26 protein-coding genes and 1 pseudogene are annotated in these 25,839 nt (G+C 64.2%); 18 read left to right on the top strand and 9 right to left on the bottom strand.

What is annotated here, in order from left to right:
* Positions 1–64 precede the first annotated feature (64 nt).
* The 7 genes from AC0Z2B_RS05155 to pdeM all read left to right on the top strand — a co-directional run bounded on the left by AC0Z2B_RS05155 (position 65) and on the right by pdeM (position 7,522).
* On the top strand, positions 65–844 hold the full coding sequence (locus AC0Z2B_RS05155; RefSeq protein WP_416426365.1) for a transporter substrate-binding domain-containing protein: 780 nt from the start codon (positions 65–67) through the stop codon (positions 842–844).
* Between the two features lie 66 nt (positions 845–910).
* Positions 911–1,639 (top strand): ABC transporter permease, encoded by a 729-nt coding sequence (locus AC0Z2B_RS05160; RefSeq protein WP_416426366.1) that lies wholly within the window; start codon positions 911–913, stop codon positions 1,637–1,639.
* Positions 1,636–2,346 carry an ABC transporter permease gene (locus AC0Z2B_RS05165; protein ID WP_416426368.1) on the top strand — a complete coding sequence of 237 codons (711 nt, stop codon included), beginning with the start codon at positions 1,636–1,638 and terminating at the stop codon, positions 2,344–2,346. Before AC0Z2B_RS05160 ends, AC0Z2B_RS05165 begins: the two co-directional genes overlap by 4 nt.
* A 9-nt stretch (positions 2,347–2,355) precedes the next feature.
* Positions 2,356–3,474, top strand: a complete 1,119-nt coding sequence (locus tag AC0Z2B_RS05170) for a succinylglutamate desuccinylase/aspartoacylase family protein (protein ID WP_416426369.1) — start codon at positions 2,356–2,358, stop codon at positions 3,472–3,474.
* 13 nt (positions 3,475–3,487) lie between these two features.
* Positions 3,488–4,252, top strand: coding sequence for an ATP-binding cassette domain-containing protein (locus tag AC0Z2B_RS05175; RefSeq protein WP_473004210.1), 765 nt, complete (start codon positions 3,488–3,490; stop codon positions 4,250–4,252).
* A 151-nt stretch (positions 4,253–4,403) separates the two neighbouring features.
* Complete coding sequence (locus AC0Z2B_RS05180; protein ID WP_476295425.1) at positions 4,404–6,842, top strand: ligase-associated DNA damage response DEXH box helicase; 2,439 nt, start codon at positions 4,404–4,406, stop codon at positions 6,840–6,842.
* Positions 6,839–7,522 (top strand): ligase-associated DNA damage response endonuclease PdeM, encoded by a 684-nt coding sequence (gene pdeM / locus AC0Z2B_RS05185; RefSeq protein ID WP_476295426.1) that lies wholly within the window; start codon positions 6,839–6,841, stop codon positions 7,520–7,522. Before AC0Z2B_RS05180 ends, pdeM begins: the two co-directional genes overlap by 4 nt.
* On the opposite strand, the gene AC0Z2B_RS05190 is transcribed toward pdeM, so the two are convergent.
* Together AC0Z2B_RS05190 and dcd are read right to left on the bottom strand one after the other, a co-directional pair.
* A complete protein-coding gene (locus AC0Z2B_RS05190) occupies positions 7,495–7,710 on the bottom strand; it encodes a hypothetical protein (RefSeq protein ID WP_416426377.1) in 216 nt (71 codons plus the stop codon). The genes pdeM and AC0Z2B_RS05190 overlap by 28 nt on opposite strands.
* 100 nt (positions 7,711–7,810) lie before the next feature.
* Positions 7,811–8,377 carry a dCTP deaminase gene (dcd, locus tag AC0Z2B_RS05195; RefSeq protein WP_003184751.1) on the bottom strand — a complete coding sequence of 189 codons (567 nt, stop codon included), beginning with the start codon at positions 8,375–8,377 and terminating at the stop codon, positions 7,811–7,813.
* Between the two features lie 361 nt (positions 8,378–8,738).
* Here dcd and AC0Z2B_RS05200 point away from each other — a divergent pair, with 361 nt between their 5' ends.
* Positions 8,739–8,948 (top strand): cold-shock protein, encoded by a 210-nt coding sequence (locus AC0Z2B_RS05200; protein ID WP_008365925.1) that lies wholly within the window; start codon positions 8,739–8,741, stop codon positions 8,946–8,948.
* A gap of 198 nt (positions 8,949–9,146) precedes the next feature.
* On the opposite strand, the gene apbC is transcribed toward AC0Z2B_RS05200, so the two are convergent.
* Positions 9,147–10,241 (bottom strand): iron-sulfur cluster carrier protein ApbC, encoded by a 1,095-nt coding sequence (apbC, locus tag AC0Z2B_RS05205; protein WP_476295427.1) that lies wholly within the window; start codon positions 10,239–10,241, stop codon positions 9,147–9,149.
* A gap of 238 nt (positions 10,242–10,479) precedes the next feature.
* Between apbC and metG the strand changes: the two genes are divergently transcribed.
* From metG to AC0Z2B_RS05225, 4 genes and pseudogenes are all read left to right on the top strand, one after another.
* Entirely contained in the window at positions 10,480–12,522 is a 2,043-nt protein-coding gene (gene metG / locus AC0Z2B_RS05210; RefSeq protein WP_416426381.1) for a methionine--tRNA ligase, read from the top strand.
* A 128-nt stretch (positions 12,523–12,650) separates the two neighbouring features.
* Positions 12,651–13,167: pseudogene (gene rsxB, locus AC0Z2B_RS05215) on the top strand (electron transport complex subunit RsxB); the annotation flags it as partial.
* A gap of 154 nt (positions 13,168–13,321) precedes the next feature.
* Complete coding sequence (nth, locus tag AC0Z2B_RS05220; RefSeq protein WP_476295429.1) at positions 13,322–13,960, top strand: endonuclease III; 639 nt, start codon at positions 13,322–13,324, stop codon at positions 13,958–13,960.
* Between the two features lie 107 nt (positions 13,961–14,067).
* Positions 14,068–14,247 carry a PA3496 family putative envelope integrity protein gene (locus tag AC0Z2B_RS05225; protein WP_416426384.1) on the top strand — a complete coding sequence of 60 codons (180 nt, stop codon included), beginning with the start codon at positions 14,068–14,070 and terminating at the stop codon, positions 14,245–14,247.
* 44 nt (positions 14,248–14,291) lie between these two features.
* On the opposite strand, the gene AC0Z2B_RS05230 is transcribed toward AC0Z2B_RS05225, so the two are convergent.
* On the bottom strand, positions 14,292–14,918 hold the full coding sequence (locus AC0Z2B_RS05230) for a response regulator (protein WP_416426386.1): 627 nt from the start codon (positions 14,916–14,918) through the stop codon (positions 14,292–14,294).
* Between the two features lie 602 nt (positions 14,919–15,520).
* Between AC0Z2B_RS05230 and AC0Z2B_RS05235 the strand changes: the two genes are divergently transcribed.
* A complete protein-coding gene (locus AC0Z2B_RS05235) occupies positions 15,521–16,201 on the top strand; it encodes a hypothetical protein (protein WP_476295431.1) in 681 nt (226 codons plus the stop codon).
* 67 nt (positions 16,202–16,268) lie between these two features.
* Here AC0Z2B_RS05235 and AC0Z2B_RS05240 read toward each other — a convergent pair whose 3' ends face one another.
* Positions 16,269–17,486 (bottom strand): argininosuccinate synthase, encoded by a 1,218-nt coding sequence (locus tag AC0Z2B_RS05240; RefSeq protein ID WP_262147423.1) that lies wholly within the window; start codon positions 17,484–17,486, stop codon positions 16,269–16,271.
* A 207-nt stretch (positions 17,487–17,693) separates the two neighbouring features.
* Complete coding sequence (locus AC0Z2B_RS05245) at positions 17,694–18,638, bottom strand: flagellar protein MotY (protein WP_416426389.1); 945 nt, start codon at positions 18,636–18,638, stop codon at positions 17,694–17,696.
* A gap of 131 nt (positions 18,639–18,769) precedes the next feature.
* Here AC0Z2B_RS05245 and pyrC point away from each other — a divergent pair, with 131 nt between their 5' ends.
* The 5 genes from pyrC to AC0Z2B_RS05270 all read left to right on the top strand — a co-directional run bounded on the left by pyrC (position 18,770) and on the right by AC0Z2B_RS05270 (position 21,983).
* Positions 18,770–19,816: a dihydroorotase gene (pyrC, locus tag AC0Z2B_RS05250; protein ID WP_416426391.1), complete on the top strand. Its 1,047-nt coding sequence runs from the start codon at positions 18,770–18,772 to the stop codon at positions 19,814–19,816.
* Positions 19,813–20,484, top strand: coding sequence for a ribonuclease T (gene rnt, locus AC0Z2B_RS05255; protein ID WP_416426392.1), 672 nt, complete (start codon positions 19,813–19,815; stop codon positions 20,482–20,484). The genes pyrC and rnt overlap by 4 nt, the downstream gene beginning before the upstream one ends.
* 164 nt (positions 20,485–20,648) lie before the next feature.
* The gene (locus AC0Z2B_RS05260; RefSeq protein WP_008365903.1) at positions 20,649–20,867 is read left to right on the top strand and encodes a bacterioferritin-associated ferredoxin; all 219 of its coding nucleotides are present in this window, start codon (positions 20,649–20,651) and stop codon (positions 20,865–20,867) included.
* Between the two features lie 201 nt (positions 20,868–21,068).
* Positions 21,069–21,545, top strand: coding sequence for a bacterioferritin (gene bfr / locus AC0Z2B_RS05265; protein WP_416426394.1), 477 nt, complete (start codon positions 21,069–21,071; stop codon positions 21,543–21,545).
* A 255-nt stretch (positions 21,546–21,800) separates the two neighbouring features.
* Positions 21,801–21,983, top strand: a complete 183-nt coding sequence (locus AC0Z2B_RS05270; RefSeq protein WP_416426396.1) for a hypothetical protein — start codon at positions 21,801–21,803, stop codon at positions 21,981–21,983.
* Between the two features lie 71 nt (positions 21,984–22,054).
* On the opposite strand, the gene AC0Z2B_RS05275 is transcribed toward AC0Z2B_RS05270, so the two are convergent.
* The 3 genes from AC0Z2B_RS05275 to relA all read right to left on the bottom strand — a co-directional run bounded on the left by AC0Z2B_RS05275 (position 22,055) and on the right by relA (position 25,802).
* Positions 22,055–22,594: a DUF2058 domain-containing protein gene (locus tag AC0Z2B_RS05275; protein ID WP_416426398.1), complete on the bottom strand. Its 540-nt coding sequence runs from the start codon at positions 22,592–22,594 to the stop codon at positions 22,055–22,057.
* A 25-nt stretch (positions 22,595–22,619) separates the two neighbouring features.
* Positions 22,620–23,453 carry a nucleoside triphosphate pyrophosphohydrolase gene (gene mazG, locus AC0Z2B_RS05280; RefSeq protein WP_476295433.1) on the bottom strand — a complete coding sequence of 278 codons (834 nt, stop codon included), beginning with the start codon at positions 23,451–23,453 and terminating at the stop codon, positions 22,620–22,622.
* 102 nt (positions 23,454–23,555) lie between these two features.
* On the bottom strand, positions 23,556–25,802 hold the full coding sequence (relA, locus tag AC0Z2B_RS05285) for a GTP diphosphokinase (RefSeq protein WP_416426401.1): 2,247 nt from the start codon (positions 25,800–25,802) through the stop codon (positions 23,556–23,558).
* Positions 25,803–25,839: the final 37 nt, after the last annotated feature.

Genomic DNA, 25,839 nt, shown 5'->3' on the forward strand with positions numbered 1-25,839 from the left:
GCATCCGCCGGTAACGAATGTCGCGTACACCTGTACGCTCTTCTCAGGTTCTAAGGACTGCACAATGAAAAAAGCATTGCTGACCCTTTCTGCACTGGCCTTATGTTTGTCTGCTGGCGCCGCGATGGCCAAGGATTACAAGGTATTGCGCTTCGGCGTCGACCCATCCTACGCACCGTTCGAATCCAAGGCCGCCGACGGCAGCCTGGTGGGCTTTGACATCGACCTGGGCAATGCCATCTGCAAAGAGCTGAAAGTGGAGTGCAAGTGGGTCGAGAATGACTTCGACGGCATGATCCCGGGCCTCAACGCCGGCAAGTTCGACGGCGTGATCTCGTCCATGACCGTGACTGACGCGCGCGCCAAGGTCATCGACTTCTCCAGCGAACTATTCTCCGGCCCGACCGCGCTGGTGTTCAAAAAAGGTGCAGGCTACAGCACCCCCGAGTCGCTCAAAGGCAAGACCGTGGGCTACGAGCAGGGCACCATCCAGGAAGCCTACGCCAAGGCCGTGCTGGACAAGGCCGGCGTGACCACCAAGGCTTACGCCAACCAGGACCAGGTGTACGCCGACCTGACCTCGGGCCGCCTGGACGCTTCCATCCAGGACATGCTGCAGGCCGAACTGGGCTTCCTGAAATCGCCACAGGGCGCCGACTACGAAGTCAGCAAGCCGGTTGACGACCCACTGCTGCCGGCCAAGACCGCCGTCGGTATCAAAAAGGGTAACAAAGAGCTCAAGGCCCTGCTGGACAAAGGTATCGAAGCGTTACACAAGGACGGCACCTACGACACCATTCAGAAGAAACACTTCGGTGATCTGAACCTGTACAGCGGCAAGTAACAATTGGTAACGACGCCTTCTCCCGTCCGGGGGAAGGCGTTTTTTCTACCTGCACAGGCACCATCCATGTTCGACGACCTATTACAAAACCTGGGGCTTTCGGCATTCAGCCTGAAGGGCTTTGGCCCGATCCTGCTGGAAGGCACCTGGATGACCATCAAGCTGGCGGTGCTGTCACTGCTGGTGAGCGTTGGCCTGGGCCTGCTGGGCGCCAGCGCCAAGCTATCAAGCCTTAAAGTGCTGCGGGTTCCCGCACAGTTGTACACCACCCTGATTCGCGGCGTGCCCGACCTGGTGCTGATGCTGCTGATCTTCTACAGCCTGCAAACCTGGCTGACCAATCTCACAGATGCCATGGACTGGGACTACATCGAGATCGATCCTTTCACCTCTGGTGTGATCACCCTCGGGTTCATCTATGGCGCCTATTTCACCGAAACCTTCCGTGGCGCCATCCTCGCCGTGCCCCGCGGCCAGGTGGAAGCGGCCACCGCCTATGGCCTGAAACGCGGCCAGCGGTTCCGCTACGTGGTGTTCCCGCAGATGATGCGCTTCGCCCTGCCAGGCATCGGCAACAACTGGATGGTGATGCTCAAGGCCACCGCCCTGGTGTCGATCATCGGCCTGGCCGACCTGGTCAAGGCCGCCCAGGACGCGGGCAAGAGCACCTACCAGCTGTTCTACTTCCTGGTCCTGGCGGCCGTCATCTACCTGCTGATCACCAGCGCCTCCAACGTGGTGTTGCGCTGGGCCGAGCGGCGTTACAGCGCTGGTAGCCGGGAGGCCGTGCGATGATTGAACTGTTGCAACAATACTGGCGCCCGTTCCTGTATTCGGACGGCCAGCACATCACCGGCCTGGCCATGACCATGTGGCTGCTGACCGCCTCCATCGCCATCGGCTTCGTGGTGTCCATCCCGCTGTCCATCGCCCGGGTGTCCACGCACTTCTGGCTGCGCTGGCCGGTGCAGTTCTACACCTACCTGTTCCGCGGCACGCCGCTGTATATCCAGCTGCTGATCTGCTACACGGGCATCTACAGCATCGAGGCGGTGCGCAACCAGCCGGAGCTGAACGCGTTCTTCCGCGACGCCATGAACTGCACCATCCTGGCCTTCGCCCTGAACACCTGCGCCTACACCACCGAGATCTTCGCCGGCGCCATCCGCAGCATGAACCACGGCGAGGTGGAAGCGGCCAAGGCCTACGGCCTGACCGGCTGGAAGCTCTACACTTACGTGATCATGCCGTCGGCCCTGCGCCGCTCGCTGCCGTTCTACAGCAACGAAGTGATCCTGATGCTGCACTCCACCACCGTCGCCTTCACCGCCACGGTGCCGGACATCCTGAAAGTGGCCCGCGACGCCAACTCGGCCACCTTCATGACCTTCCAGTCGTTCGGCATCGCCGCGCTGATCTACCTGACCATCACCTTCACGCTGGTGGGCCTGTTTCGCCTGGCGGAACGCCGCTGGCTGGCCTTCCTCGGCCCTGCGCACTAGGAACCGGAAATGCACCATCGCACCCATGACCTGATCAGCCCGGTGCCAGGCACCGGCCGGCAGATCCACAGCTTTCACTACGGCCCCACGGACGGCGCCGGCAAGATCTACATCCAGGCCTCGCTGCACGCCGACGAACTGCCCGGCATGCTGGTGGCCTGGCACCTCAAGCAGCGCCTGGCCGAGCTGGAGCAGGCCGGGCAGCTGAACAGCGAGATCGTCCTGGTGCCCGTGGCCAACCCGGTGGGGTTGGAGCAGGTGCTGATGGACGTGCCCCTGGGCCGCTACGAGCTGGAGAGCGGGCAGAACTTCAACCGCCTGTTCGTCGACCTCAGCGACGAAGTGGGCACCGAGGTGGCGCCGCACCTGGGCGACGACCCGCAGCACAACGCGCGGCTGATTCGCGCGGCCCTGCGCCGGGCGCTGGAAGCCCAGGTGCCGGCCACGCAGTTGCAGTCCCAGCGCCTGATCCTCCAGCGCCTGGCCTGCGACGCCGACATGGTGCTGGACCTGCACTGCGACTTCGAGGCCGTGGCGCACCTGTACACCACGCCCGAGGCGTGGCCGAAGGTGGAGCCGCTGTCGCGCTACCTGGGCGCCCAGGCCAGCCTGCTGGCCACCGACTCGGGCGGGCAGTCGTTCGACGAGTGCTTCACCCTGGTGTGGTGGGAGCTGCAGCAGCGCTTCAACCACCGCTTCGAGATCCCCCAGGGCAGCTTCTCGGTGACCCTGGAGCTGCGCGGCCAGGGCGATGTCGACCACCACACCGCCGCCACCGACTGCCAGGCGATCATCGACTACCTGACCCACCACGGCGCCATCGCCGGCGAGCAGCCGCCGCTGCCCGAGCTGCCCTACCCGGCCACGCCCCTGGCGGCGGTGGAGCCGGTGGTCAGCGCCGCCGGCGGCCTGCTGGTGTTCCATGTGCTGCCGGGCGAGGTCGTGAGCGCCGGCCAGCTGATCGCCGACGTCATCGACCCCATCAGCGACCGCATCACCGCCGTGCGCTGCGCCCAGGCCGGGGTGATGTACGCCCGCTCGCTGCGGCGCATGGCCACCGCCGGCATGGTGGTGGCCCACGTCGCCGGCCGCGAAGCCTACCGCAGCGGCTACCTTCTTTCGCCTTGAGACCTGATTGCCCATGTACAAACTGACCATCGATGGCCTGCACAAACGCTACGGCGACAACGAAGTACTCAAGGGGGTTTCGCTCAAGGCCAAGACCGGCGACGTCATCAGCCTGATCGGCGCCAGCGGCTCGGGCAAGAGTACCTTCCTGCGCTGCATCAACTTCCTGGAAACCCCCAACGACGGCGCCATGAGCCTGGACGGCAAGCAGATCCGCATGGTGCAGGACAGCCACGGCATGCGCGTGGCCGACCCTGACGAGCTGCAGCGCATTCGCACGCGCCTGGCCATGGTGTTCCAGCACTTCAACCTGTGGAGCCACATGAGCGTCCTGGAGAACGTCACCATGGCCCCGCGGCGTGTGCTGGGCGTGAGCAAGCACGAGGCCGAGGACCGTGCCCGCCGCTACCTGGACAAGGTCGGCCTGCCGGCGCGCGTCGCCGACCAGTACCCGGCGTTCCTCTCCGGCGGCCAGCAACAGCGGGTGGCCATCGCCCGCGCCCTGGCCATGGAGCCGGAGGTGATGCTGTTCGACGAACCCACCTCGGCGCTCGACCCGGAGCTGGTGGGCGAAGTGCTGAAGGTGATCCAGGGCCTGGCCGAGGAAGGCCGCACCATGATCATGGTCACCCACGAGATGAGCTTCGCGCGCCAGGTGTCCAGCCAGGTGATGTTCCTGCACAAGGGGCTGGTGGAAGAGGAAGGCGTGCCGGCGGACGTGCTGGGTAACCCGAAGAGCGAGCGGTTGCGCCAGTTCCTCAGTGGCAACCTGAAGTAACCCTATCGCCCTCATCGCGAGCAAGCTCGGCTCCTACGGAACGCATCAATCCCGTAGGAGCCGAGCTTGCTCGCGATGAGGCCAGCCCAGACCCCACTAAACTAACTTGCCCGCCCCGCTGTCACTGGTTTAACCCCCACGGACAGCGCCCATGCCCGACCACGCCAAACCCTGGTTCGCCGCCCGCCGCTGGAAGCCCTTCGCGTTCCAGAAACAGGTCTGGGCGGCCGTCAAGGCTGGGCAGTCGGGGTTGCTGCACGCCAGCACTGGCGCCGGCAAGACCTACGCCTTGTGGTTCGCCGCCCTCAACCGCTTCGCCAAGCCCGGCCCGCGCACCGCGCCGCTGACGGTGCTGTGGCTGACGCCCATGCGCGCCCTGGCCGCCGACACCCATCGCGCCCTGCAAGCGCCCCTGGACGACCTGCAACTGCCCTGGTCCCTGGGCCTGCGCACCGGCGACACCAGCAGCGCCGAACGCGCCCGCCAGGGCCGGCGGCTGCCCACCACGCTGATCACCACCCCAGAAAGCCTGACCCTGCTGCTGGCCCGCGAGCACGCCAAGACAGAATTCGCCAGCCTGGCCATGGTGGTGGTGGACGAATGGCACGAGCTGATCGGCAACAAGCGCGGCGTGCAGTTGCAGCTGGCCCTGGCGCGCCTGCGCCGCTGGCAGCCGGGTTTGATCGTATGGGGCATCTCCGCCACCCTCGGCAATCAGGCCCACGCCCAGGATGTACTACTGGGCGCCGGCCAGGGCATCACTGTGCAAGGCGCCGAAGCCAAGCGCATCGAAGTCGACACGCTGCTGCCGGCGGCCATCGAACGCTTCCCCTGGGGCGGCCACATGGGCCTGCGCATGCTCGACCAGGTAGTGGGCGAGATCGACACCAGCAGCAGTTGCCTGGTGTTCACCAACACCCGCTCCCAGGCGGAGATCTGGTTTCAATCGATTCTCGACGCACGCCCGGACTGGGCCGGCATCATTGCCCTGCACCACAGCTCCCTGGCCCGGGAGACCCGCGACTGGGTGGAGCGCGCGCTCAAGGACGGCCAGCTCAAGGCGGTGATCTGCACCTCCAGCCTCGACCTGGGGGTGGACTTCCTGCCGGTGGAGCGGGTGCTGCAGATCGGTTCGGCCAAGGGCGTGGCGCGCCTGATGCAACGCGCCGGGCGCTCGGGCCACGCCCCCGGCCGGCCGTCGCGGGTGACCCTGGTGCCCACCCACAGCCTGGAGCTGGTGGAAGCCGCCGCTGCCGAGCAGGCGGTGGCGGCGCGGCAGATCGAGCCGCGTGAATCCCCGCACAAACCCTTGGACGTGCTGGTGCAGCACCTGGTGAGCATGGCCCTGGGCGGCGGCTTTCGGCCCGATGACCTGTTGGCCGAAGTGCGCAGCGCCTGGGCCTACCGCGACCTCACCGACGACGAATGGGCCTGGGCCCTGGCGTTCGTGCGCCACGGCGGCCACTCGCTCACCGCCTACCCCGATTACCGGCGCGTGGAACCCGACGAACACGGCGTGTGGCGCGTGCCCGACGCGCGCCTGGCGCGCCGCCACCGCATGAGCATCGGCACCATCGTCAGCGATGCCAGCCTGCAACTGAAGTTCTGGAGCAAGGGCGGTGGCGGGCGCTCCCTGGGCAGTGTCGAGGAAGGCTTCATCGCCCGCCTGCGGCCCGGCGACGGCTTCCTGTTCGCCGGGCGCCAGCTGGAGCTGGTGCGGGTGGAGAACATGACCGCCTACGTCAAGCGCAGCACCGCGAAGAAGGCCGCCGTGCCGCGCTGGAATGGTGGGCGCATGCCGCTGTCCAGCGAACTGGCCGCCGCCCTGGTGCGCCAGCTGGGCCTGGCCGCGCAGGGCGAATACCAGAGCCCACCCATGCGCGCGGTGCGGCCGCTGCTGGAGGTGCAGCAGCACTGGTCGGCCCTGCCCACCCCCGACACCCTGTTGGCGGAAACCCTGAAGTCCCGCGAAGGCTGGCACCTGTTCCTCTACCCCTTCGCCGGCCGCCAGGTGCACCTGGGGCTGGGCAGCCTGCTGGCCTCGCGGATGAGCCAACGCCAGCCGCTGACCTTCTCCATCGCCGTCAACGACTACGGCTTCGAGCTGCTCAGCGCCACCGCCGTGGATTGGTCGCAGTGGCTGAACGGCGCGCTGCTGAGCCCCGATCAGCTGCTGGCCGACGTGCTCGCCAGCCTCAATGCCGGGGAGCTGGCGTTGCGGCGCTTCCGCGAGATCGCGCGTATCTCCGGGCTGGTGTTCGGCGGCTACCCCGGCTCGCAGAAGAGCACCCGCCAGGTGCAGGCCTCCAGCGGGCTGTTTTTCGAGGTGTTCAAGCAATACGACGCCGGCAACCTGCTGCTGACCCAAGCCCAGGAAGAAGTGCTGCGCCAGGAGTTGGACGTGCAGCGCCTGGAACAGACACTGGTGCGCATGCAAGGCCAGCGTCTGGACCTGCACGCGCTCAAGCGCGCCACGCCGCTGGGGTTTCCGCTGATGGTGGAGCGCTTCCGCGAAAGCCTCAGCTCCGAGAAGCTGGCGGACCGCATCGCGCGCATGGTCAGCGACCTGGAAACGGCGGCGGGGCCATGAGCGGCCACCACGCCTTCGACTTCCACGGCACCACCTTGTGGCTGCTGCCGGAGAAGGCCATCTACTGGCCCGGGCAACGCGCCCTGCTGATCGCCGACGCGCACTTCGGCAAGGCCGCCGCCTACCGCCGCCTGGGCCAGCCGGTGCCTCATGGCACCACCGCGAGCAACCTGGCGGTGTTGGACCGGCTGTTGGCACGGCATGACTGCCAGCGGCTGATCTTCCTCGGTGACTTCCTCCACGCCCCCGGCTCCCAAGGGCCGGCGACCCTGGCGGCGCTGCAGCAGTGGCGTGATCGGCATGGCGGCTTGGTGGTGACGCTGATTCGCGGCAACCACGACCGCCGCGCCGGCGACCCGCCCGCCTCGCTGGCGTTCGATGTGGTGGCCGAGCCGCTGCCGCTGGGGCCGTTCGCGTTGCAACACGAACCCGAGCCGCACCCGCGCCTGCCGGTGCTGGCCGGCCACGTGCACCCGGTGTACCGCTTGCAGGGCAAAGGGCGGCAAAGCCTGCGCCTGCCGTGTTTCAGCTTCGGGGAAAAGGTCAGCCTGCTACCGGCGTTCGGCGCCTTCACAGGGGGGCATGCGCTGCGTCCCGGCCGGGCCGACCAGCTGTTCGTGGTCGGCGACGGCCAGGTGTGGCCGGTGCGGCGTCAGGCCACAGGCGCAGGTGGGGGTTGATCGGGGATGGTCGGCTCGCCCGGTTCTTCGGGCTGCGGGTAATCGGGGTTGGGGTCGGGGTCCGGTTGGCCCGGTACGCCGCCCGCCTGGTGGGCCATGGGGTTGGCCAGCAAGGTCCAGGCAAGCACGCCAACCTGGTTGGGCTCCAGCCTGGCCAGTTCGGCGCTGATGGTCGGGTCGATTTTCATAGGCACTCCCTGGTCAATGGCCCGCCTCGCGTGACGCGAAACGGAACAGTTCACCTCGATAGAGTGCCTTTTTCCCGACTAATTCCTTGCGCCGGTCGGATTATGTACGCGGCAGGGTCACGCCGCGCTGGCCCTGGTACTTGCCGCCACGGTCCTTGTAGGACACTTCACATTCTTCGTCGGACTCAAGGAACAGCATCTGCGCCACGCCTTCGTTGGCGTAGATTTTCGCCGGCAGCGTGGTGGTGTTGGAGAACTCCAGGGTCACGTGGCCTTCCCACTCCGGTTCCAGCGGGGTGACGTTGACGATGATGCCGCAGCGCGCGTAGGTGCTCTTGCCCAGGCAGATGGTCAGCACGTTGCGCGGGATGCGGAAGTACTCGACGGTGCGGGCCAGGGCGAAGGAGTTCGGCGGGATGATGCAGACGTCGCTTTTCACGTCGACGAAGCTCTTCTCGTCGAAGTTCTTCGGGTCCACGGTGGCCGAGTTGATGTTGGTGAACACCTTGAATTCATCGGCGCAGCGTACGTCGTAGCCGTAGCTGGACACGCCGAAGGAGATCAGCCGGTCGGCGCCTTCACCGCGCATCTGGCGCTCGACGAAAGGCTCGATCATGCCGTGCTCTTGCGCCATGCGGCGAATCCACTTGTCCGATTTGATGCTCATGGCGGGGTGTCCTGAATAGCGAGGTGGTGAAAATGTTGCCCGCATCTTACCGGACCGGGCGCCACGGCTCAAAGCACCGTGGTCATTTGTTCGGACCGCCCGGTCATTTCCTGCCTTGCAGCCCGCGAAAACTGCGACTTTTCGCCACCCGCCGGCACCGTCAGTCATGATTTGTGTTATTCGCGGCGAATGGCATTGGCAGGCCCCGGAAAAAGGGTTAAGGTGGCGTCACTGTGTTGCTTGTGTCACTGAGAATCTCTACCCGATGTTTTACATCTCCATGAATTTTCCTGCTCTTTGCACTCAGTCTCGGCCAGGGCATTTCCTGAACCGCAGTTAACTTTGTCCAAGGAGACTCACCATGTCCAATCGCCAAACCGGTACCGTTAAGTGGTTCAACGATGAAAAAGGCTTCGGCTTCATCACTCCACAATCCGGTGACGACCTGTTCGTTCACTTCAAAGCTATCCAGGCTGACGGCTTCAAAAGCCTGAAAGAAGGCCAGCAGGTTTCTTTCGTCGCTACCCGCGGCCAGAAAGGCATGCAAGCTGAAGAAGTTCAAGTTATCTAACTTGTACTGAACAGTTCAAAAGAACCCCGCTCACGAGCGGGGTTTTTTTATGCCTGCGGTTTACCGTAGCCTGACGGCAGCTACGGGCGGCGTAGTCTGCATCGCGGCCAAGGCCGGCTCCTACCACCGCCGGCGTAGGAGCCGACTTTAGTCGCGATGCAGGCGACGCGGTTTCAAGACAGTTGTTGCTACAGTGACTCAGTCGTCAGAGATGGTAATGCTCGGCATCGCCGGCGCTGCTGCTTCCTGCATCACGATGCGCGCACCCACGTGGCGCGCCAGCTCCTGGTAGACCATGGCGATCTGGCTTTCCGGCTCGGCAATGGCAGTCGGCTTGCCGCTGTCGGCCTGCTCGCGAATCAGCATCGACAACGGCAACGACGCCAGCAGCTCGACACCGTACTGCGCCGCCAGCTTCTCGCCACCGCCCTCGCCGAACAGGTGCTCGGCATGGCCGCAGTTGGAGCAGATGTGCACGGCCATGTTCTCGACCACGCCCAGCACCGGAATGTTGACCTTGCGGAACATCTCCACGCCTTTCTTGGCGTCCAGCAGGGCCAGGTCCTGGGGCGTGGTAACGATGACCGCGCCGGCCACCGGTACTTTCTGCGCCAGGGTCAGCTGGATGTCACCGGTGCCTGGCGGCATGTCGATCACCAGGTAGTCCAGGTCGTCCCAGGCGGTCTGGGTGATCAGCTGCAGCAGGGCGCCGGACACCATGGGGCCGCGCCACACCATGGGGGTGTTGTCGTCGGTGAGGAAGGCCATGGACATCACTTCCACGCCATGGGCCTTGAGCGGCACGAACCATTTCTGGTCCTTGACCTGCGGGCGGGTGCCTTCGGCAATGCCGAACATCACGCCCTGGCTGGGGCCATAGATGTCGGCGTCGAGGATACCCACGCGCGCACCCTCGCGGGCCAGGGCCAGGGCCAGGTTGGCGGCGGTGGTGGACTTGCCCACCCCACCCTTGCCCGAGGCCACGGCGACGATGTTCTTGACGTTGGCCATGCCCGGCACCTGGGCCTGGGCCTTGTGGGCGCCGATCACGCAGTCGATGCGCACGGTGGCGCCGGTCACGCCGTCCAGGCTTTCGACGGCGGTCTGCAGCACTTGGGCGAAGCCGTTCTTGAACAGGCCGGCGGCGTAGCCCAGCTCCAGCACCACGTTGACCTGCCCGCCCTCGATATCGATGGCCCGCACGCACCCGGCGCTGACCGGGTCCTGGTTCAGGTAGGGATCGGTGTACTGGCCAAGTACGGCTTCGACGGCGGCGCGATTGACGGCACCCATGGGTTCTCCCGTTATAAAGACAGAGCAAGACAGACGGCTATCCTAGCGCGTCCGCGCCCGGAAATCTGCGCCAATCCCGTAGCCGCTGCCGCAGGCTGCGCTGGCCGGCAGCCCCACTGCGGATCTTCGGTGCATTCAAGGGCCAGCGCAGCCTTCGGCAGCGGCTACGGGGGTGAAAAAAATGCGCCAGGCCTTTATAGTGGCCGATCTTGTTTTGACTTCTAAGTAGCCGAGCCCCATGTCCGAGCCCCGCAAGATTCTCGTCACCAGCGCCCTGCCCTATGCCAACGGTTCGATCCACCTTGGCCACATGGTCGAGTACATCCAGACCGACATGTGGGTGCGTTTCCAGAAGCACCGCGGCAACCAGTGCACCTACGTCTGCGCCGACGACGCCCACGGCTCGGCCATCATGCTGCGCGCGGAAAAGGAAGGCATCACCCCGGAGCAGCTGATCGCCGGCGTGCAGGTCGAGCACAGCACCGACTTCGCCGACTTCCTGGTGGAGTTCGACAACTTCCACTCCACCCACGCCGAAGAGAACCGCGAGCTGTCCTCGCAGATCTACCTGAAGCTGCGTGACGCCGGACACATCTCCCAGCGCTCGGTGACCCAGTACTTCGACCCGGACAAGCAGATGTTCCTGGCCGACCGCTTCATCAAGGGCACCTGCCCCAAGTGCGCGGCCGAAGACCAGTACGGCGACAACTGCGAGAAATGCGGCGCCACCTACGCGCCCACCGAGCTGAAGAACCCCAAGTCGGCGATCTCCGGCGCCACCCCGGTGCTCAAGGATTCCCAGCACTTCTTCTTCAAGCTGCCCGACTTCCAGGCCATGCTGCAGGAGTGGACCCGCAGCGGCACGCTGCAGGACGCCGTCGCCAACAAGCTGGCCGAGTGGCTGGACAGCGGCCTGCAGGAATGGGACATCTCCCGTGACGCGCCGTACTTCGGCTTCGAGATCCCGGGCGAGCCAGGCAAGTACTTCTACGTGTGGCTGGACGCGCCGATCGGCTACATGGCCAGCTTCAAGAACCTGTGCGCGCGCCGTCCGGACCTGGACTTCGACGCCTACTGGGCCAAGGACTCCACCGCCGAGCTGTACCACTTCATCGGCAAGGACATCATCAACTTCCACGCCCTGTTCTGGCCCGCCATGCTCGAAGGCGCCGGCTACCGCAAGCCAACCGCGGTGAACGTGCACGGCTACCTGACCGTCAACGGCCAGAAAATGTCCAAATCGCGCGGCACCTTCGTCAAGGCGCGCACCTACCTGGACCACCTGTCGCCCGAATACCTGCGCTACTACTACGCCTCCAAGCTGGGCCGTGGCGTCGACGACATGGACCTGAACCTGGAAGACTTCGTGCAGAAGGTCAACTCCGACCTGGTGGGCAAGGTGGTCAACATCGCCAGCCGCTGCGCAGGCTTCATCCACAAGGGCAATGCCGGCGTGCTGGTGGCCGAGAACGCCGCGCCAGAGCTGACCGACGCCTTCCTGGCCGCCGCGCCAAGCATCGCCGAAGCCTACGAGAACCGTGACTTCGCCCGCGCCATGCGCGAGATCATGGCCCTGGCCGACCGCGCCAACGCCTTCATCGCCGACAAGGCGCCGTGGGCCCTGGCCAAGCAGGAAGGCAAGCAGGCCGAAGTGCAGGCCGTGTGCGCCCTGGGCGTGAACCTGTTCCGCCAGCTGGTGATCTTCCTCAAGCCGGTGCTGCCACAACTGGCCGCCGACGCCGAGGCGTTCCTCAACGTCGCGCCGCTGACCTGGGCCGACCACGCCACGCTGCTGGCCAACCACCAGCTGAACCCGTTCCAGGCGCTGATGAGCCGCATCGACCCGGTGAAGGTGCAAGCCATGGTCGACGCCTCCAAGGAAGACCTGGAAGCCGCCCAGGCCTCCAACGCCCCGGCTGGCAACGGCGAGCTGGTCAAGGAGCCCCTGGCCGCGGAAATCGAGTTCGACACCTTTGCTGCCGTGGACCTGCGCGTGGCCCTGATCGTCAAGGCCGAGCACGTGGAGGGCGCCGACAAACTGCTGCGCCTGACCCTGGACATCGGTGACGAGCAGCGCAACGTGTTCTCGGGCATCAAGAGCGCCTACCCGAACCCGGCCGAGCTGGAAGGTCGACTGACCATGATGATCGCCAACCTCAAGCCGCGCAAAATGCGCTTCGGCATGTCCGAAGGCATGGTCATGGCCGCAGGCCCTGGCGGCGAAGAGATCTACCTGCTGAGCCCCGACAGCGGCGCCAAGCCGGGCCAGCGCATCAAGTAACCGCAACCCCGCGTAGCCGCTGCCGCCAGGCTGCGCTGGCCCTGTGCCTCACTGGAGATTTCCGGCGAACCACAGGGCCGGCGCAGCCTCGCGGCAGCGGCTACGTTGCAACTGGCGAAACCAAGCCCATGAGCCTGACCCAACGCATCGACGCCCTGCTGCCCCAGACCCAGTGCGGCAAATGCGGCCATGGCGGCTGCCTGCCCTATGCCCAGGCGATGTCGAGGGGCGACGCGATCAACAAATGCCCGCCCGGTGGCACCGAGACCCTCGCTGCCCTGGCGAACCTGCTGCAGGTGCCGGTCATCGCCCTGGACACCAGCCGCGGCAGCGCACCACCCCAGGTGGCCTACATCCGTGAAGCCGAATGCATCGGCTGCACCAAATGCATCCAGGCCTGCCCGGTGGACGCCATCGTCGGCGCGGCCAAGCTGATGCACACCGTGATCGTCGACGAATGTACCGGCTGCGACCTGTGCGTGGCACCCTGCCCGGTGGACTGCATCGAGTTGCGGCCGTTGCCAGCCAACGCCAGCGTGGCCATCGTCGGCGGCCTGGCGCAGACCGATGGCGAACGCCAGGCCCGCACCCTCAAGCGTGACCGCGCCCGCAGGCGTTTCGAGCAGCGCAACGCGCGGCTGGCCAACCTGGCCGCACGGCGCGAAGCCCAGCGCCCGGCACCCGCCGTACAGGCGCCTGCGCCCACCGCCATCAGCGACCCGATACAAGCGGCCTTGGCGCGGATCAAGGCGCAGCAGGCCGCCACCGCCGACGCCCCGAACCCAGGACACCGTGACCGATGAACAACGTCAAACGCCGGGAAATCTTTCGCCGGCTGCATGAAGACAACCCCGAACCCAAGACCGAACTGGCCTACACCTCGGCCTTCGAGCTGCTGATTGCGGTGATTCTGTCTGCCCAGTCCACGGACGTGGGCGTGAACAAGGCCACCGCCAAGCTCTACCCGGTGGCCAACACCCCGGCGGCCATCCATGCCCTGGGCGTGGACGGCCTGTCCGAGTACATCAAGACCATCGGCCTGTACAATAGCAAGGCACGCAACGTGATCGAAGCCTGCCGCATGCTGGTGGAGCTGCACGGCGGCGAGGTGCCCCAGGACCGCGAGTCCCTGGAAGCGCTGCCCGGCGTGGGCCGCAAGACCGCCAACGTGGTGCTCAACACCGCTTTCCGGCAGCCGACCATGGCGGTGGACACGCACATCTTCCGCGTGGCCAACCGCACCGGCATCGCCCCAGGCAAGAACGTGCTGGAGGTGGAGAAGAACCTGCTCAAGTTCGTGCCCAGGGAATACCTGCTCGACTCCCACCACTGGCTGATCCTGCACGGCCGCTACGTGTGCCAGGCTCGCAAGCCGCGCTGCGGCAGCTGCCGTATCGAGGATTTGTGCGATTACAAGCACAAGACCTCCGACGATTGAAGGCTTATTGAAAAAGCTGATCAGGCGATTGAAAAAATCTTTTTTACGCGCGAAAGATTTACCGATATAAGGTGCGCCAATGGCACTGCAAGCCTGGAGTTGACTTTATGAGCACCGGTAAAGAAGAACTGGATGTGGAAGACGAGTTTGCCCCTGTCGACAACGACGAAGCCGAAGCCCCTGCGGAAACCGCAAAAACCAACCTGAGCAAGCGCCGCACCATCGACAACCTGCTGGAAGAACGTCGCCTGCAGAAGCAGCTGGCCGACTACGACTTCGATCTATAACCCTTTTTCCACCCTGTCCTTTCGCGCGCCGGCCGCGGGCCGGCTCACGCCAGGCCGTTGCGCTGCGCCAGCTCGATCAGGTCCACCAGCGACCGCGCATTGAGCTTGAGCAGCAGGCGGGTCTTGTAGGTGCTGACGGTCTTGTTGCTGAGGAACATGCCGTCGGCGATTTCCTTGTTGCTCTTGCCCCGCGCCAACTGCTGCAACACCATCATCTCGCGGCCCGAGAGGCGCTCGATCATCTGCGATTCGGAGGCGTTGCCCAGGCTGGAGCGCACCGAATGCAGGGCCTGGTTGGGGAAGTAGCTGTAGCCTGACAGCACCGCCTTGATGGCACTGAGCAGCTCGGTCAGCTCCTGCTGCTTGCACACGTAGCCCGCCGCGCCGGTCTGCATGCAACGCATGGAAAAATGCCCGGGCATCTGCGAGGTCAGCACCAGCACCTTGGTGGCACGGCGCTCGCTGCTCAGGCGCGCCATCACCTCCAGGCCATCGAGCTTGGGAATGCAGATGTCGAGTATGACGAGGTCCGGTTGGTACTCACGGGCCATTTGCAAGGCATCCACGCCATTGTTGGTTTCGCCGACCACTTCGTAGCAGTGGCGCTCCATCAGCATGCGCAACGCCAGGCGAACTACAGGGTGATCATCCACGATCAGCACTTTATTCATGGGAAAATCCAATTTTCGCTGTTCGAATTTTTAGAGCCCGCACAATAGCCTAGTCGTCCGGCACTTTGCATTGCGTCACTGCCAGCTACCTAACAGCAAAGACAAGACCTACAACCGAGAGAGACTATTCCTACAGAAAACCTCACTCCTTGAAGTTCTCTCCAGATTTTTCCGACAATTGGTAGCCCTACATTGAAAAATATCTGACACCAAGAAGCATTGCACATCGGATTATGAGCAGCAATTGAGTATTTGCTTACAAGCCATTCATTCTGTGTCGGACAGCCAGACGGGCACATTATCCGACCTGTGGATAACGTCGTACGGGTGGCAGATACCGCTCACTGCCGTTGTCTCTCTTTATATCGAACTGTAAATAACCTTACACCTGTCACTTCCTGCAGCCCCTCATACAGGCCGGGCCCGGCGGGGCATCCAGCGGGAAAGCCGTTCCCGCCCCGACGGAAATGACAGTTGAATAAATCGATATATTCGCAACATGCGCAAATAAAATAACTATACATAGCCGGCCGACCACCGCAGAAACTCTAGAATTCCAACGACAGATACGGTCCGGTAACAGGCCGTGCCAAGGAGTTTCCATGTCCAGCCCGCCGCCCCATACAAAGAACCCCCTGACAATCATTGCCATATTTGCCGCCATAGTCGAAGCGTCAGCCCTGGCCTCGCTGCCCTTTCTAAAGGACGACAGCCAGGACCTGTATACCTGGTTCCTTATCGGCTTCCCGCCGTTCCTGACACTGTTATTCTTTGTAACATTGAATTTCAACTACAAGGTGCTTTATTCCCCTTCCGACTTCAGCAATGAACAGGACTTCCTGGATATTGCCAAAGGCCAGCCGGCACCCGCCCAGGCTGGCAACGCCAACACGCCTCCCCCGCCGCTGCCGCCACCTTCGGCCACCCCGGCCCAACCGCTGCCCGTTGCCGATGTGCCGGTGTTGCGCCAGCGCCGCGGCGAGGAGTTCCGGGCCCTGTACATCCTCGACTACAGCCATTTCGCCAACGAGCAGGACCTGGACGCCATGATCACCGAGATCCTGCGCCCCAAGGCGCCTGCGGAGCGCCACCTGATCATGCTGTACCGGCTGTCGCAGCTGCGCAGCCCGGTGAGCGTGCTGCTGGGGCACCTGCTGGGCAAGGCCTTCGAGCACAACGCCGAATGTACCATCAGCGCATACGACCTGGATGAAGCCGCGCTCACCACGCTGACCCGCCGCCAGGGCGGCCTGCCGGCCCGGCAAGCAGTGCCGCCGGCATGAAAGCGGCCGCCCACAAACGCGAAAGCCCCGGCCAGGGCCGGGGCTTTCGTGTGCAACCAGGGGGCAATCAGAACAACTTGCGACCCTTGTTGGCAGCGATGCGCATGCGCAGGGCGTTGAGCTTGATGAAGCCCGCCGCGTCGGCCTGATTGTACGCGCCGCCATCTTCCTCGAAGGTAGCGATGTTGGCGTCGAACAGCGAGTCGTCGGACTTGCGGCCGGTGACGATGACGTTGCCCTTGTACAGCTTCAGGCGTACCACGCCGTTCACGTTGACCTGGGAGGCGTCGATCATCTGTTGCAGCATCAGGCGCTCAGGGCTCCACCAGTAGCCGGTGTAGATCAGGCTGGCGTACTTGGCCATCAGCTCGTCTTTCAGGTGAGCGACTTCGCGGTCCAGGGTGATGGACTCGATGGCACGGTGGGCGCGCAGCATGATGGTGCCGCCGGGGGTTTCGTAGCAGCCACGGGACTTCATGCCCACGTAACGGTTCTCGACGATGTCCAGACGGCCGATGCCGTGGGCGCCGCCGATCTTGTTCAGGGTCGCCAGCACGGTGGCCGGGGTCATCTCGACGCCGTCCAGCGCGACGATGTCACCGTTGCGGTAGGTCAGTTCCAGGTACTGGGCGGTGTCTGGAGCGTTCTCTGGCGAGACGGTCCAGCGCCACATGTCTTCCTCGTGCTCGGTCCAGGTGTCTTCCAGCACGCCGCCTTCATAGGAGATGTGCAGCAGGTTGGCGTCCATCGAGTACGGGGACTTCTTCTTGCCGTGACGCTCGATCGGGATCGCGTGCTTCTCGGCGTAGTCCATCAGCTTCTCGCGCGACAGCAGGTCCCATTCACGCCAAGGGGCGATCACTTTCACGCCTGGCTTGAGGGCGTAGGCGCCCAGCTCGAAACGCACCTGGTCGTTGCCCTTGCCGGTAGCGCCGTGGGAAATGGCGTCGGCGCCAGTTTCGTTGGCGATCTCGATCAGGCGCTTGGCGATCAGCGGACGGGCGATGGAGGTACCCAGCAGGTACTCGCCTTCATAGACGGTGTTGGCGCGGAACATCGGGAACACGAAGTCACGCACGAATTCTTCGCGCAGGTCGTCGATGTAGATCTCTTTCACGCCCATGGCTTGCGCCTTGGCACGTGCAGGCTCTACTTCTTCGCCCTGACCCAGGTCAGCGGTGAAGGTCACCACTTCGCAGTTATAAGTGTCCTGCAGCCACTTGAGGATCACCGAAGTGTCCAGGCCGCCGGAATACGCCAGAACGACCTTGTTTACGTCCGCCATGCCATCACTCCACGGGGTTGTACGGAAAGCCGATTAGTCTACCGTTCAAACCCGCAGAATTACAGAGGCGCGACAGCAAATGACGATGAAGCGACAATAACTTTCGCTTCGGCGACCCTGTAGCCGCTGCCGAAAGGCTGCGCTGGCCCTTTCATACACTGGAACTTTCCGGCGAGGCAGAGGGCCAGCGCAGCCTGCCGGCAGCGGCTACAGTTGCGCGGGAGGCTTGGGTTGCGCCGGGCCTGGCTGCGCAGGCGCCTGCTGCACGGCCTCGGGCGGCACCGCTGGCTTGTCCGCCGCGGCCACCCGCGACAGCTGGATGTTCACCCGGCGGTTGAGCGCCCGGTTGGCGGCATTGGTGTTCGGCGCCACCGGGAACTGCTCGCCATGGAAGCGCATGACGATGTCGGACTCCGGCACGCCGGCGGCCTTGAGGTAATCCATCACGGCCAGGGCGCGGCGGCGCGACACGTCGCGGTTGGTCAGGCGGTTGCCGCTGTTGTCGGAGTGGCCGTCCAATTCCACATGGTTCACCGTCGGGTCGGCCTTCATGTAGGCCAGGATGGTGTCCAGGCGCCGCTTGGCGGCGGCGTCCAGGTCATTGCCGCCGCCGGGGAAGCCCACCTGGGTGCGGCTGACCTGGTCGAAGTTCATCGGCAGCAGCTTGGTGGTGCAGGCCTGGAAGTCGCTATAGCCCTGGCTGAATTTCACCGGCAGCACGCGCACTTCGGTGGGCCGCCCGGTGGTGCCGGAGAAGGTGCGGATGACGGTGCTGCGGCCTTCGATGAGACCGCCGATCAGGCGGCTGGCCTGGCCCTGGGAGCTGCTGAACAGCGTCGCGCCGTCGCCCATGCGCACCGCCCCCAGGTTGATGTCGCCACGCCCTGGCTGCCACGGCGCGGCGGCGGCCAACAGGGTCGCCGAGCCACGGCCGAGCAGGCGGCTGCTGGACTTGAGGCTGAACACGGCGCCCTCGCCCGCGCGCTGGACGAACTCACCCGAGCCGAAGTCGGTGATAGGCTGGACAAGACGGCATTCGAACTGGTCGCCCTCGACCTTCCACTCGACGTTCTCCAGGCGGGTCTGGAAAGTGATAGCCATGGCGGGCAGGCTGGCGAAGATACTGAACAGGGCTAGATAACGCTGGCGCACGGGAGGCTCCACAGATTTGTACCACATACCCCCGGGCTATCGGACGTCATCGGCAAAACTTGATAGCGAGTGCCTGCCGAGGCCATTTGCGGTAGCATTCCCCCGAGTTCGAACCGCCTGGAACCCCCCCAATGTCCGACCGCCTGACCCTCCTGCGTCCCGATGACTGGCACATCCATCTTCGCGATGGCGCCGTGCTGCCCCACACCGTCGGCGACGTCGCGCGCACCTTTGGCCGCGCGATCATCATGCCCAACCTGGTCCCACCCGTGCGCAACGCCCAGGAAGCCGACGCCTATCGTCAGCGCATCCTGGCCGCACGCCCGGCCGGCAGCCAGTTCCAGCCGTTGATGGTGCTCTACCTCACTGACCTGACCACCCCCGACGAGATCCGCGCCGCCAAGGCCAGCGGCTTCGTGCACGCCGCCAAGCTGTACCCGGCCGGCGCCACCACCAACTCCGACTCGGGCGTGACCAGCGTCGACAAGATCTTCCCGGTGCTCGAAGCCATGGCCGAAGTGGGCATGCTGCTGCTGGTGCACGGTGAAGTGACCCGTGGCGAAGTCGACGTGTTCGACCGCGAGAAGCAATTCATCGACGAGCACATGCGCCGCGTCGTGGAACGCTTCCCGACCCTGAAAGTGGTGTTCGAACACATCACCACCGGCGATGCCGTGCAGTTCGTCAACGAGGCCTCGGCCAACGTGGCGGCCACCATCACCGCGCACCACCTGCTGTACAACCGCAACCACATGCTGGTGGGCGGCATTCGCCCGCACTTCTACTGCCTGCCGATCCTCAAGCGCAACACCCACCAGGTGGCGCTGCTGGACGCGGCCACCAGTGGCAGCCCGAAATTCTTCCTGGGCACCGACTCGGCGCCCCACGCCCAGCACGCCAAGGAATCGGCCTGCGGCTGCGCCGGCTGCTACACCGCCTATGCGGCGATCGAGCTGTACGCCGAGGCCTTCGAGCAGCGCAACGCGCTGGACAAGCTGGAAGGCTTCGCCAGCCTGTTCGGCCCGGCCTTCTACGGCCTGCCGGTGAACACCGACACCATCACCCTGGTCCGCGAAGAGTGGACTGCCCCGGCCAGCCTGCCGTTCGGCGAGCTATCCGTCATCCCGCTGCGCGCCGGTGAAAAACTGCGCTGGCGCCTGCTGGAGCAAAACGCGTGAGTGAAGACCAATTCGACGAAGACCTGGACAGCGGCAGCAGCGCGTCGCGCCACCCCATGGCGGCGCGTTTCCGCGGCTACCTGCCAGTCGTGGTCGATGTCGAGACCGGCGGCTTCAACAGCGCCACTGACGCCCTGCTGGAGATCGCCGCGACCATCATCGGCATGGACGAGATGGGCTTCCTGTACCCCGAGCACACCCTGTTCTTCCGGGTGGAGCCGTTCGAGGGCGCCAACATCGAGGCCGCCGCACTGGAGTTCACCGGCATCAAGCTGGACCACCCACTGCGCATGGCGGTCAGCGAGGAGTCGGCGCTGACGGAAATCTTCCGCAGCATCCGCAAGTCGCTGAAGTCCAACGGCTGCAAGCGCGCGGTGCTGGTTGGCCACAACGCCAGCTTCGACCTGGGGTTCCTGAACGCCGCCGTGGCGCGCAACGACCTCAAGCGCAACCCGTTCCACCCCTTCTCCAGCTTCGACACCGCCACCCTGGCGGGCCTGGCCTACGGCCAGACCGTGCTGGCCAAGGCGTGCCAGGCCGCCGACATCGACTTCGATGGCCGCGAGGCCCACTCGGCACGCTACGACACCGAGAAGACCGCCGAGCTGTTCTGCGGCATCGTCAACCGCTGGAAGGAAATGGGCGGCTGGGAAGATTTCGATCATTGATCGGCACTTGCCTCCTTGCAAACGGCGCCTTCGGGCGCCGTTTGCGTATGGGACACGACCGCTCATCGACCCTCACGCCTTATAGAGCGAAGTTGTTTTGACAAGCATTCTCATTACGATTAGTCTCACCGCATCAAGACGACACAGCGACGGTGTGTACCCCTATGTATGTTTGCCTCTGCCAAGGTGTGACCGACGGTCAGATCCGTGACGCGATCTATGAAGGATGCTGCAGCTACAAGGACGTCCGCCAGACCCTGGGCGTGGCCTCGCAATGTGGCAAATGTGCGTGCCTGGCCAAGCAGGTGGTGCGTGAAACCCTCACCGAACTGCAAGCCACCCAGGCCGCCCTGCCCTACCCGGTAGAATTTACCGCCGCCTGATTCGCCGAATTCAAAGGAACCGGACCCAGTGTCCGGTTTTTTTATGCCTGCAATTCAAGTAGTTACGCGCTGGATGCAGAACTCAAACATTCTTATTCCGATTAATTTTTATATATTATTCAATAACTTAGGTTTGACAGCCGAAGTTGTCGGGCTCAAACTTCCTGAATTGGCACACTTCAACCAGGACAGGACCCCACCATGAAAGGCGATATCAGCGTCATCCAGCATCTCAACAAGATCCTCGGGAACGAGCTCATCGCCATCAACCAATACTTCCTGCATGCGCGCATGTACGAAGACTGGGGCCTGAACAAGCTGGGCAAGTTCGAGTACAAAGAGTCCATCCAGGCCATGAAGGACGCTGACAAGCTGATCAAGCGCATCCTGTTCCTGGAAGGCATCCCCAACCTGCAGGAACTGGGCAAGATCCTGATCGGCGAGCACACCCGCGAAATGCTGGAATGCGACCTGAAGATCGAGCGCAAGGCCCACGGCGACATCAAGGCCGCCATCGCCCACTGCGAAACCTCCGGCGACTACGGCAGCCGCGAAATGCTGGAAGACATCCTCGAAGACCAGGAAGAGCACATCGACTGGCTGGAGACCCAGCTGGGCCTGATCGACAAGGTCAGCCTGGAGAACTACCTGCAGTCGGGCATGGGCGACGACGAATAACGTCCCTCCTCCCCCCAAGAGCCCCGCCTTCGCGGGGCTTTTTTTGTTCCATAAAACAATATGAAGATACTTTCATGAACCCCATGCAGGGTGCGACAAACCGCCGCAGGCCGTCTGGGCCGGGGCTTTCGGCCATTCGCGCAGTTCCTGCAAAAAACCCTTGCAGAAATCGAGTGTTTACTTAGGAAGCTAACAAATTCTATAAAAGAGTCATGCAGAGCCTTGCTGCATAACTTGAGAAATTGGAGCTTTCAAATGACTGTAAAAGTAACCGAACGCGACGATTCACATATGTCTCACGAAGGCGTGGCCGCTGGCATCCGCATCTGGGACGTATACCAACAAGACCTGCTGGTCGGCATGTTCCACAACGAGAACGACGCCCACAGCTATAAGGCCGAACTGGAAAACCTGGAAGCGCAACGCACCCAGCAGTAAGTCACCTTTCCAACTTTACTGCCTTCAATAAAAAACCCCGCCTCGGCGGGGTTTTGTTTAACGGGCGTGGCTTACCACATCAGGTCATCCGGGATGACGTAGGCGGCATACGGGTCATCCGCGTCCGGCTCTTCGGTCACCACGTTCAACAGCACGATACGCTCCGGTGCGCGCTCCTGGATCTTCAGGGCCGCCTCGCGCGGGATCACTTCGTAACCGCCGGCGTGGTGCACGATGGCCAGGGAGCCTGAGCTCAGCTTGGCGCGCATCAGGGTGTTGACCGACAGGCGCTTGACCTTCTTGTCGTCGACGAAGTTGTAGTAGTCCTCGGTGTTCAGCTTGGGCAGGCGCGACACCTCGATCAGCTGCTTGACCTGGGCGGCACGGGCCTTCTGCTCGGCCTTTTCCTGCTGCTGGCGGTTCAGCTCCTGGTCACGCTTGACCTTCTCGGCCATGGCTTCCTTGGCCAGGCGCTGCTGGGTGTCGTCGACTTCGACCTGGCCCTTCTGCTCCAGGCGTTTCTGTTTCTGCTGGGTCTTGCTGGCTTGCTTGACCTGTTTCTGGTTGACCAGACCGGCTTTCAGCAATTGGTCACGAAGAGAGATGCTCATGTACGGGCTCACTTATGCAACGGGCTCAGCCACAGCTGGGCAGGTTCTTTTCCTGACGTTTGGCCTCGCCCCACAGGGCGTCCAATTCTTCCAGGGTGCAATCTTCAATGGGACGGTGGGTGTCGCGCAATGCCTGTTCGATAAAACGGAAGCGCCGCTCGAATTTGCCGTTGGCGCCACGCAGGGCGTTTTCCGGGTCGACCTTGAGGTGCCGCGCCAGGTTGACCACGCTGAACAGCAGGTCACCAACCTCCTCGGCCACCGCGGCCTGGTCGTCGCCGGCCATGGCCTCCAGCACCTCGTCCAGTTCTTCGCGCACCTTGTCCAGCACCGGCAACGCTTCGGGCCAGTCGAAGCCGACACCGGCGGCGCGCTTCTGCAGCTTGGCCGAACGGGCCAGGGCCGGCAAGGCGTGGGGCACATCGTCGAGCAGGGATAGCTGCTCAGGGGCCGTGGCCTTCTCGGCGCGCTCCTGGGCCTTGATCTCCTCCCAGCGGTGCTTGACCTGCTCCTCGCTCAGGCGCGGGGTGTCCAGGGGCGCGTAGAGGTCACCGGTGGGGAACACGTGAGGGTGGCGACGGATCAGCTTGCGGGTGATGCTGTCGACCACGCCGTCGAACTCGAAGCGCCCTTCCTCGCGGGCCAGCTGGCTGTAATACACCACCTGGAACAGCAGGTCGCCGAGTTCGCCCTGCAGGTGTTCGAAATCGCTGCGCTCGATGGCGTCGGCGACCTCGTAGGCCTCCTCCAGGGTGTAGGGCACGATGGTGGCATAGGTCTGCTTGATGTCCCATGGGCAGCCGTGTTGCGGGTCGCGCAGGCGGGCCATGAGGTGTAGCAGGTCTTGGAGGCTATACATCGGATTGTCCTGTTCCGTAGCAGCTGCCGAAGGCTGCGTCCGCGGCGCCGCAGATAGCTGCGCGGCGCCGCGGACGCGGCCTTGCGGCCGCTGCTACGGGTTTCATGGGGTACGGTTGCGGCGGGTCTCGATGATGTTCGGCAACTGCGAGATACGCCCCAGCAGGCGCCCCAGGGCGTCCAGGCCGGGGATCTCGATGGTCAGCGACATCAGCGCGGTGTTGTCTTCCTTGTTCGAGCGGGTGTTCACCGCCAGCACGTTGATACGCTCGTTGAGCAGCACCTGGGAGACGTCACGCAGCAGGCCGGAACGGTCGTACGCGCGGATGATGATGTCCACCGGGTAGGTGAGCACCGGCACCGGGCCCCAGCTGACCTGGATGATGCGCTCCGGCTCGCGGCCGGCCAGTTGCAGCACCGAGGCGCAGTCCTGGCGGTGAATACTCACGCCGCGGCCCTGGGTGATGTAGCCGACGATGGCGTCGCCCGGCAGCGGCTGGCAGCAGCCGGCCATCTGCGTCATCAGGTTGCCCACGCCCTGAATCTGGATGTCGCCGCGCTTGCCCGGCTTGTAACCGGTGCTGGACTTGCGCGGTATCAGTTCCAGCTGCTCGTTGCCGCGCTCCGGCTCCACCAGCTGCTGGGCCGAATTGACCAGGTGCGCCAGGCGCAGGTCGCCGGCACCCAGGGCGGCGAACATGTCCTCGGCGGTCTTGTGGTTGGCTTTCTCGGCCAACTGCTCGAAGTCCACCTGGGGCAGGCCCAGGCGGCTGAGTTCGCGCTCCAGCAGGGTCTTGCCGGCCGCCACGTTCTGGTCGCGGGCCTGCAGCTTGAACCAGTGGACGATCTTCGCCCGGGCGCGCGACGTGGTCACGTAGCCCAGGTTGGAGTTCAGCCAGTCGCGGCTCGGCGTGCCGTGCTTGCTGGTGATGATCTCCACCTGCTCGCCGGTCTGCAGGCTGTAGTTGAGCGGCACGATGCGCCCGTTGATCTTGGCGCCACGGCAGTTGTGGCCGATCTCGGTGTGCACCCGGTAGGCGAAGTCCAGCGGCGTGGCGCCCTTGGGCAGGTCGATGGCGTGGCCGTCGGGAGTAAACACGTAGACGCGGTCGGGCTCGATGTCCACGCGCAGCTGTTCGGCCAGGCCGCCGATGTCACCCAGTTCCTCGTGCCATTCCAGCACCTGGCGCAGCCACGAGATCTTTTCCTCGTAGTGGTTGGAGCCGGACTTGACGTCGGTGCCCTTGTAGCGCCAGTGCGCGCATACGCCCAGCTCGGCTTCCTCGTGCATGGCGTGGGTGCGGATCTGCACCTCCAGCACCTTGCCCTCGGGGCCGATCACGGCGGTGTGCAGCGAGCGGTAGCCGTTCTCCTTGGGGTTGGCGATGTAGTCGTCGAACTCCTTGGGAATGTGCCGCCACAGGGTGTGGACGATGCCCAGCGCGGTGTAGCAGTCGCGCATTTCCGGCACCAGCACGCGCACCGCGCGCACGTCGTAGATCTGGCTGAACTCCAGGCCCTTGCGCTGCATTTTGCGCCAGATGGAGTAGATGTGCTTGGCGCGGCCGCTGATGTCGGCCTTGACGCCGGTGGCCAGCAGCTCGTTCTGCAGCTGGGTCATCACGTCGCTGATGAAGCGCTCGCGGTCCAGCCGCCGTTCGTGCAGCAGCTTGGCGATCTGCTTGTACTGGTCGGGCTCCAGGTAGCGGAAGGACAAGTCCTCCAGCTCCCACTTGATGTGGCCGATGCCCAGGCGGTGGGCCAGCGGCGCGTAGATGTCGAACACCTCGCGGGCCACGCGGTTGCGCTTCTCCTCGTCGGCGTTCTTCACCGCGCGGATGGCGCAGGTACGCTCGGCCAGCTTGATCAGCGCCACGCGCACGTCGTCGACCATGGCGACGAGCATCTTGCGCAGGTTTTCCACCTGGCCCTGGCTGCCCAGCACCAGCGACTGGCGCGGGCTGAGGCTGGCGCTGATGGCGGCCATGCGCAGCACGCCGTCGATCAGCTTGGTGACCACGGCGCCGAAGCGCTCGCCCACCTCGGCCAGGGTCACCCGGCCTTCACGCACGGCGCGGTAGATGACCGCGGCCACCAGGGTGTCCTGGTCCAGCTTGAGGTCGGCGAGGATTTCGGCTATTTCCAGGCCGGCCTGGAAACACGACGTGCCGTCGGCCCAGGAATGCTTGGCCATGTTGCCTTGCTGCTCGGCCTGCAGGGCGAACTCGCACGCCGCCTTCAGGGCCTCACGGTCCAGTGCCAGGTCGACACTGACAATGTGGTCCAGCCATGCATCGAGATTGATACTGCCGTCAGTGTTGATCGGCTGGTGTGCTCTCACCTGTACCATCTTGTTTACCTTCCCTATGACACGTTGCTAACGCATC

This window comes from Pseudomonas sp. GYB4201 (assembly GCF_056312595.1).

Coding starts and splice junctions, on each gene's coding strand:
- AC0Z2B_RS05155 (WP_416426365.1), top strand. CDS start 65: ATGAAAAAAGCATTGCTGACCCTTTCTGCACTGGCCTTATGTTTGTCT.
- AC0Z2B_RS05160 (WP_416426366.1), top strand. CDS start 911: ATGTTCGACGACCTATTACAAAACCTGGGGCTTTCGGCATTCAGCCTG.
- AC0Z2B_RS05165 (WP_416426368.1), top strand. CDS start 1,636: ATGATTGAACTGTTGCAACAATACTGGCGCCCGTTCCTGTATTCGGAC.
- AC0Z2B_RS05170 (WP_416426369.1), top strand. CDS start 2,356: ATGCACCATCGCACCCATGACCTGATCAGCCCGGTGCCAGGCACCGGC.
- AC0Z2B_RS05175 (WP_473004210.1), top strand. CDS start 3,488: ATGTACAAACTGACCATCGATGGCCTGCACAAACGCTACGGCGACAAC.
- AC0Z2B_RS05180 (WP_476295425.1), top strand. CDS start 4,404: ATGCCCGACCACGCCAAACCCTGGTTCGCCGCCCGCCGCTGGAAGCCC.
- pdeM (WP_476295426.1), top strand. CDS start 6,839: ATGAGCGGCCACCACGCCTTCGACTTCCACGGCACCACCTTGTGGCTG.
- AC0Z2B_RS05190 (WP_416426377.1), bottom strand. CDS start 7,710: ATGAAAATCGACCCGACCATCAGCGCCGAACTGGCCAGGCTGGAGCCC.
- dcd (WP_003184751.1), bottom strand. CDS start 8,377: ATGAGCATCAAATCGGACAAGTGGATTCGCCGCATGGCGCAAGAGCAC.
- AC0Z2B_RS05200 (WP_008365925.1), top strand. CDS start 8,739: ATGTCCAATCGCCAAACCGGTACCGTTAAGTGGTTCAACGATGAAAAA.
- apbC (WP_476295427.1), bottom strand. CDS start 10,241: ATGGGTGCCGTCAATCGCGCCGCCGTCGAAGCCGTACTTGGCCAGTAC.
- metG (WP_416426381.1), top strand. CDS start 10,480: ATGTCCGAGCCCCGCAAGATTCTCGTCACCAGCGCCCTGCCCTATGCC.
- nth (WP_476295429.1), top strand. CDS start 13,322: ATGAACAACGTCAAACGCCGGGAAATCTTTCGCCGGCTGCATGAAGAC.
- AC0Z2B_RS05225 (WP_416426384.1), top strand. CDS start 14,068: ATGAGCACCGGTAAAGAAGAACTGGATGTGGAAGACGAGTTTGCCCCT.
- AC0Z2B_RS05230 (WP_416426386.1), bottom strand. CDS start 14,918: ATGAATAAAGTGCTGATCGTGGATGATCACCCTGTAGTTCGCCTGGCG.
- AC0Z2B_RS05235 (WP_476295431.1), top strand. CDS start 15,521: ATGTCCAGCCCGCCGCCCCATACAAAGAACCCCCTGACAATCATTGCC.
- AC0Z2B_RS05240 (WP_262147423.1), bottom strand. CDS start 17,486: ATGGCGGACGTAAACAAGGTCGTTCTGGCGTATTCCGGCGGCCTGGAC.
- pyrC (WP_416426391.1), top strand. CDS start 18,770: ATGTCCGACCGCCTGACCCTCCTGCGTCCCGATGACTGGCACATCCAT.
- AC0Z2B_RS05260 (WP_008365903.1), top strand. CDS start 20,649: ATGTATGTTTGCCTCTGCCAAGGTGTGACCGACGGTCAGATCCGTGAC.
- bfr (WP_416426394.1), top strand. CDS start 21,069: ATGAAAGGCGATATCAGCGTCATCCAGCATCTCAACAAGATCCTCGGG.
- AC0Z2B_RS05270 (WP_416426396.1), top strand. CDS start 21,801: ATGACTGTAAAAGTAACCGAACGCGACGATTCACATATGTCTCACGAA.
- AC0Z2B_RS05275 (WP_416426398.1), bottom strand. CDS start 22,594: ATGAGCATCTCTCTTCGTGACCAATTGCTGAAAGCCGGTCTGGTCAAC.
- mazG (WP_476295433.1), bottom strand. CDS start 23,453: ATGTATAGCCTCCAAGACCTGCTACACCTCATGGCCCGCCTGCGCGAC.
- relA (WP_416426401.1), bottom strand. CDS start 25,802: ATGGTACAGGTGAGAGCACACCAGCCGATCAACACTGACGGCAGTATC.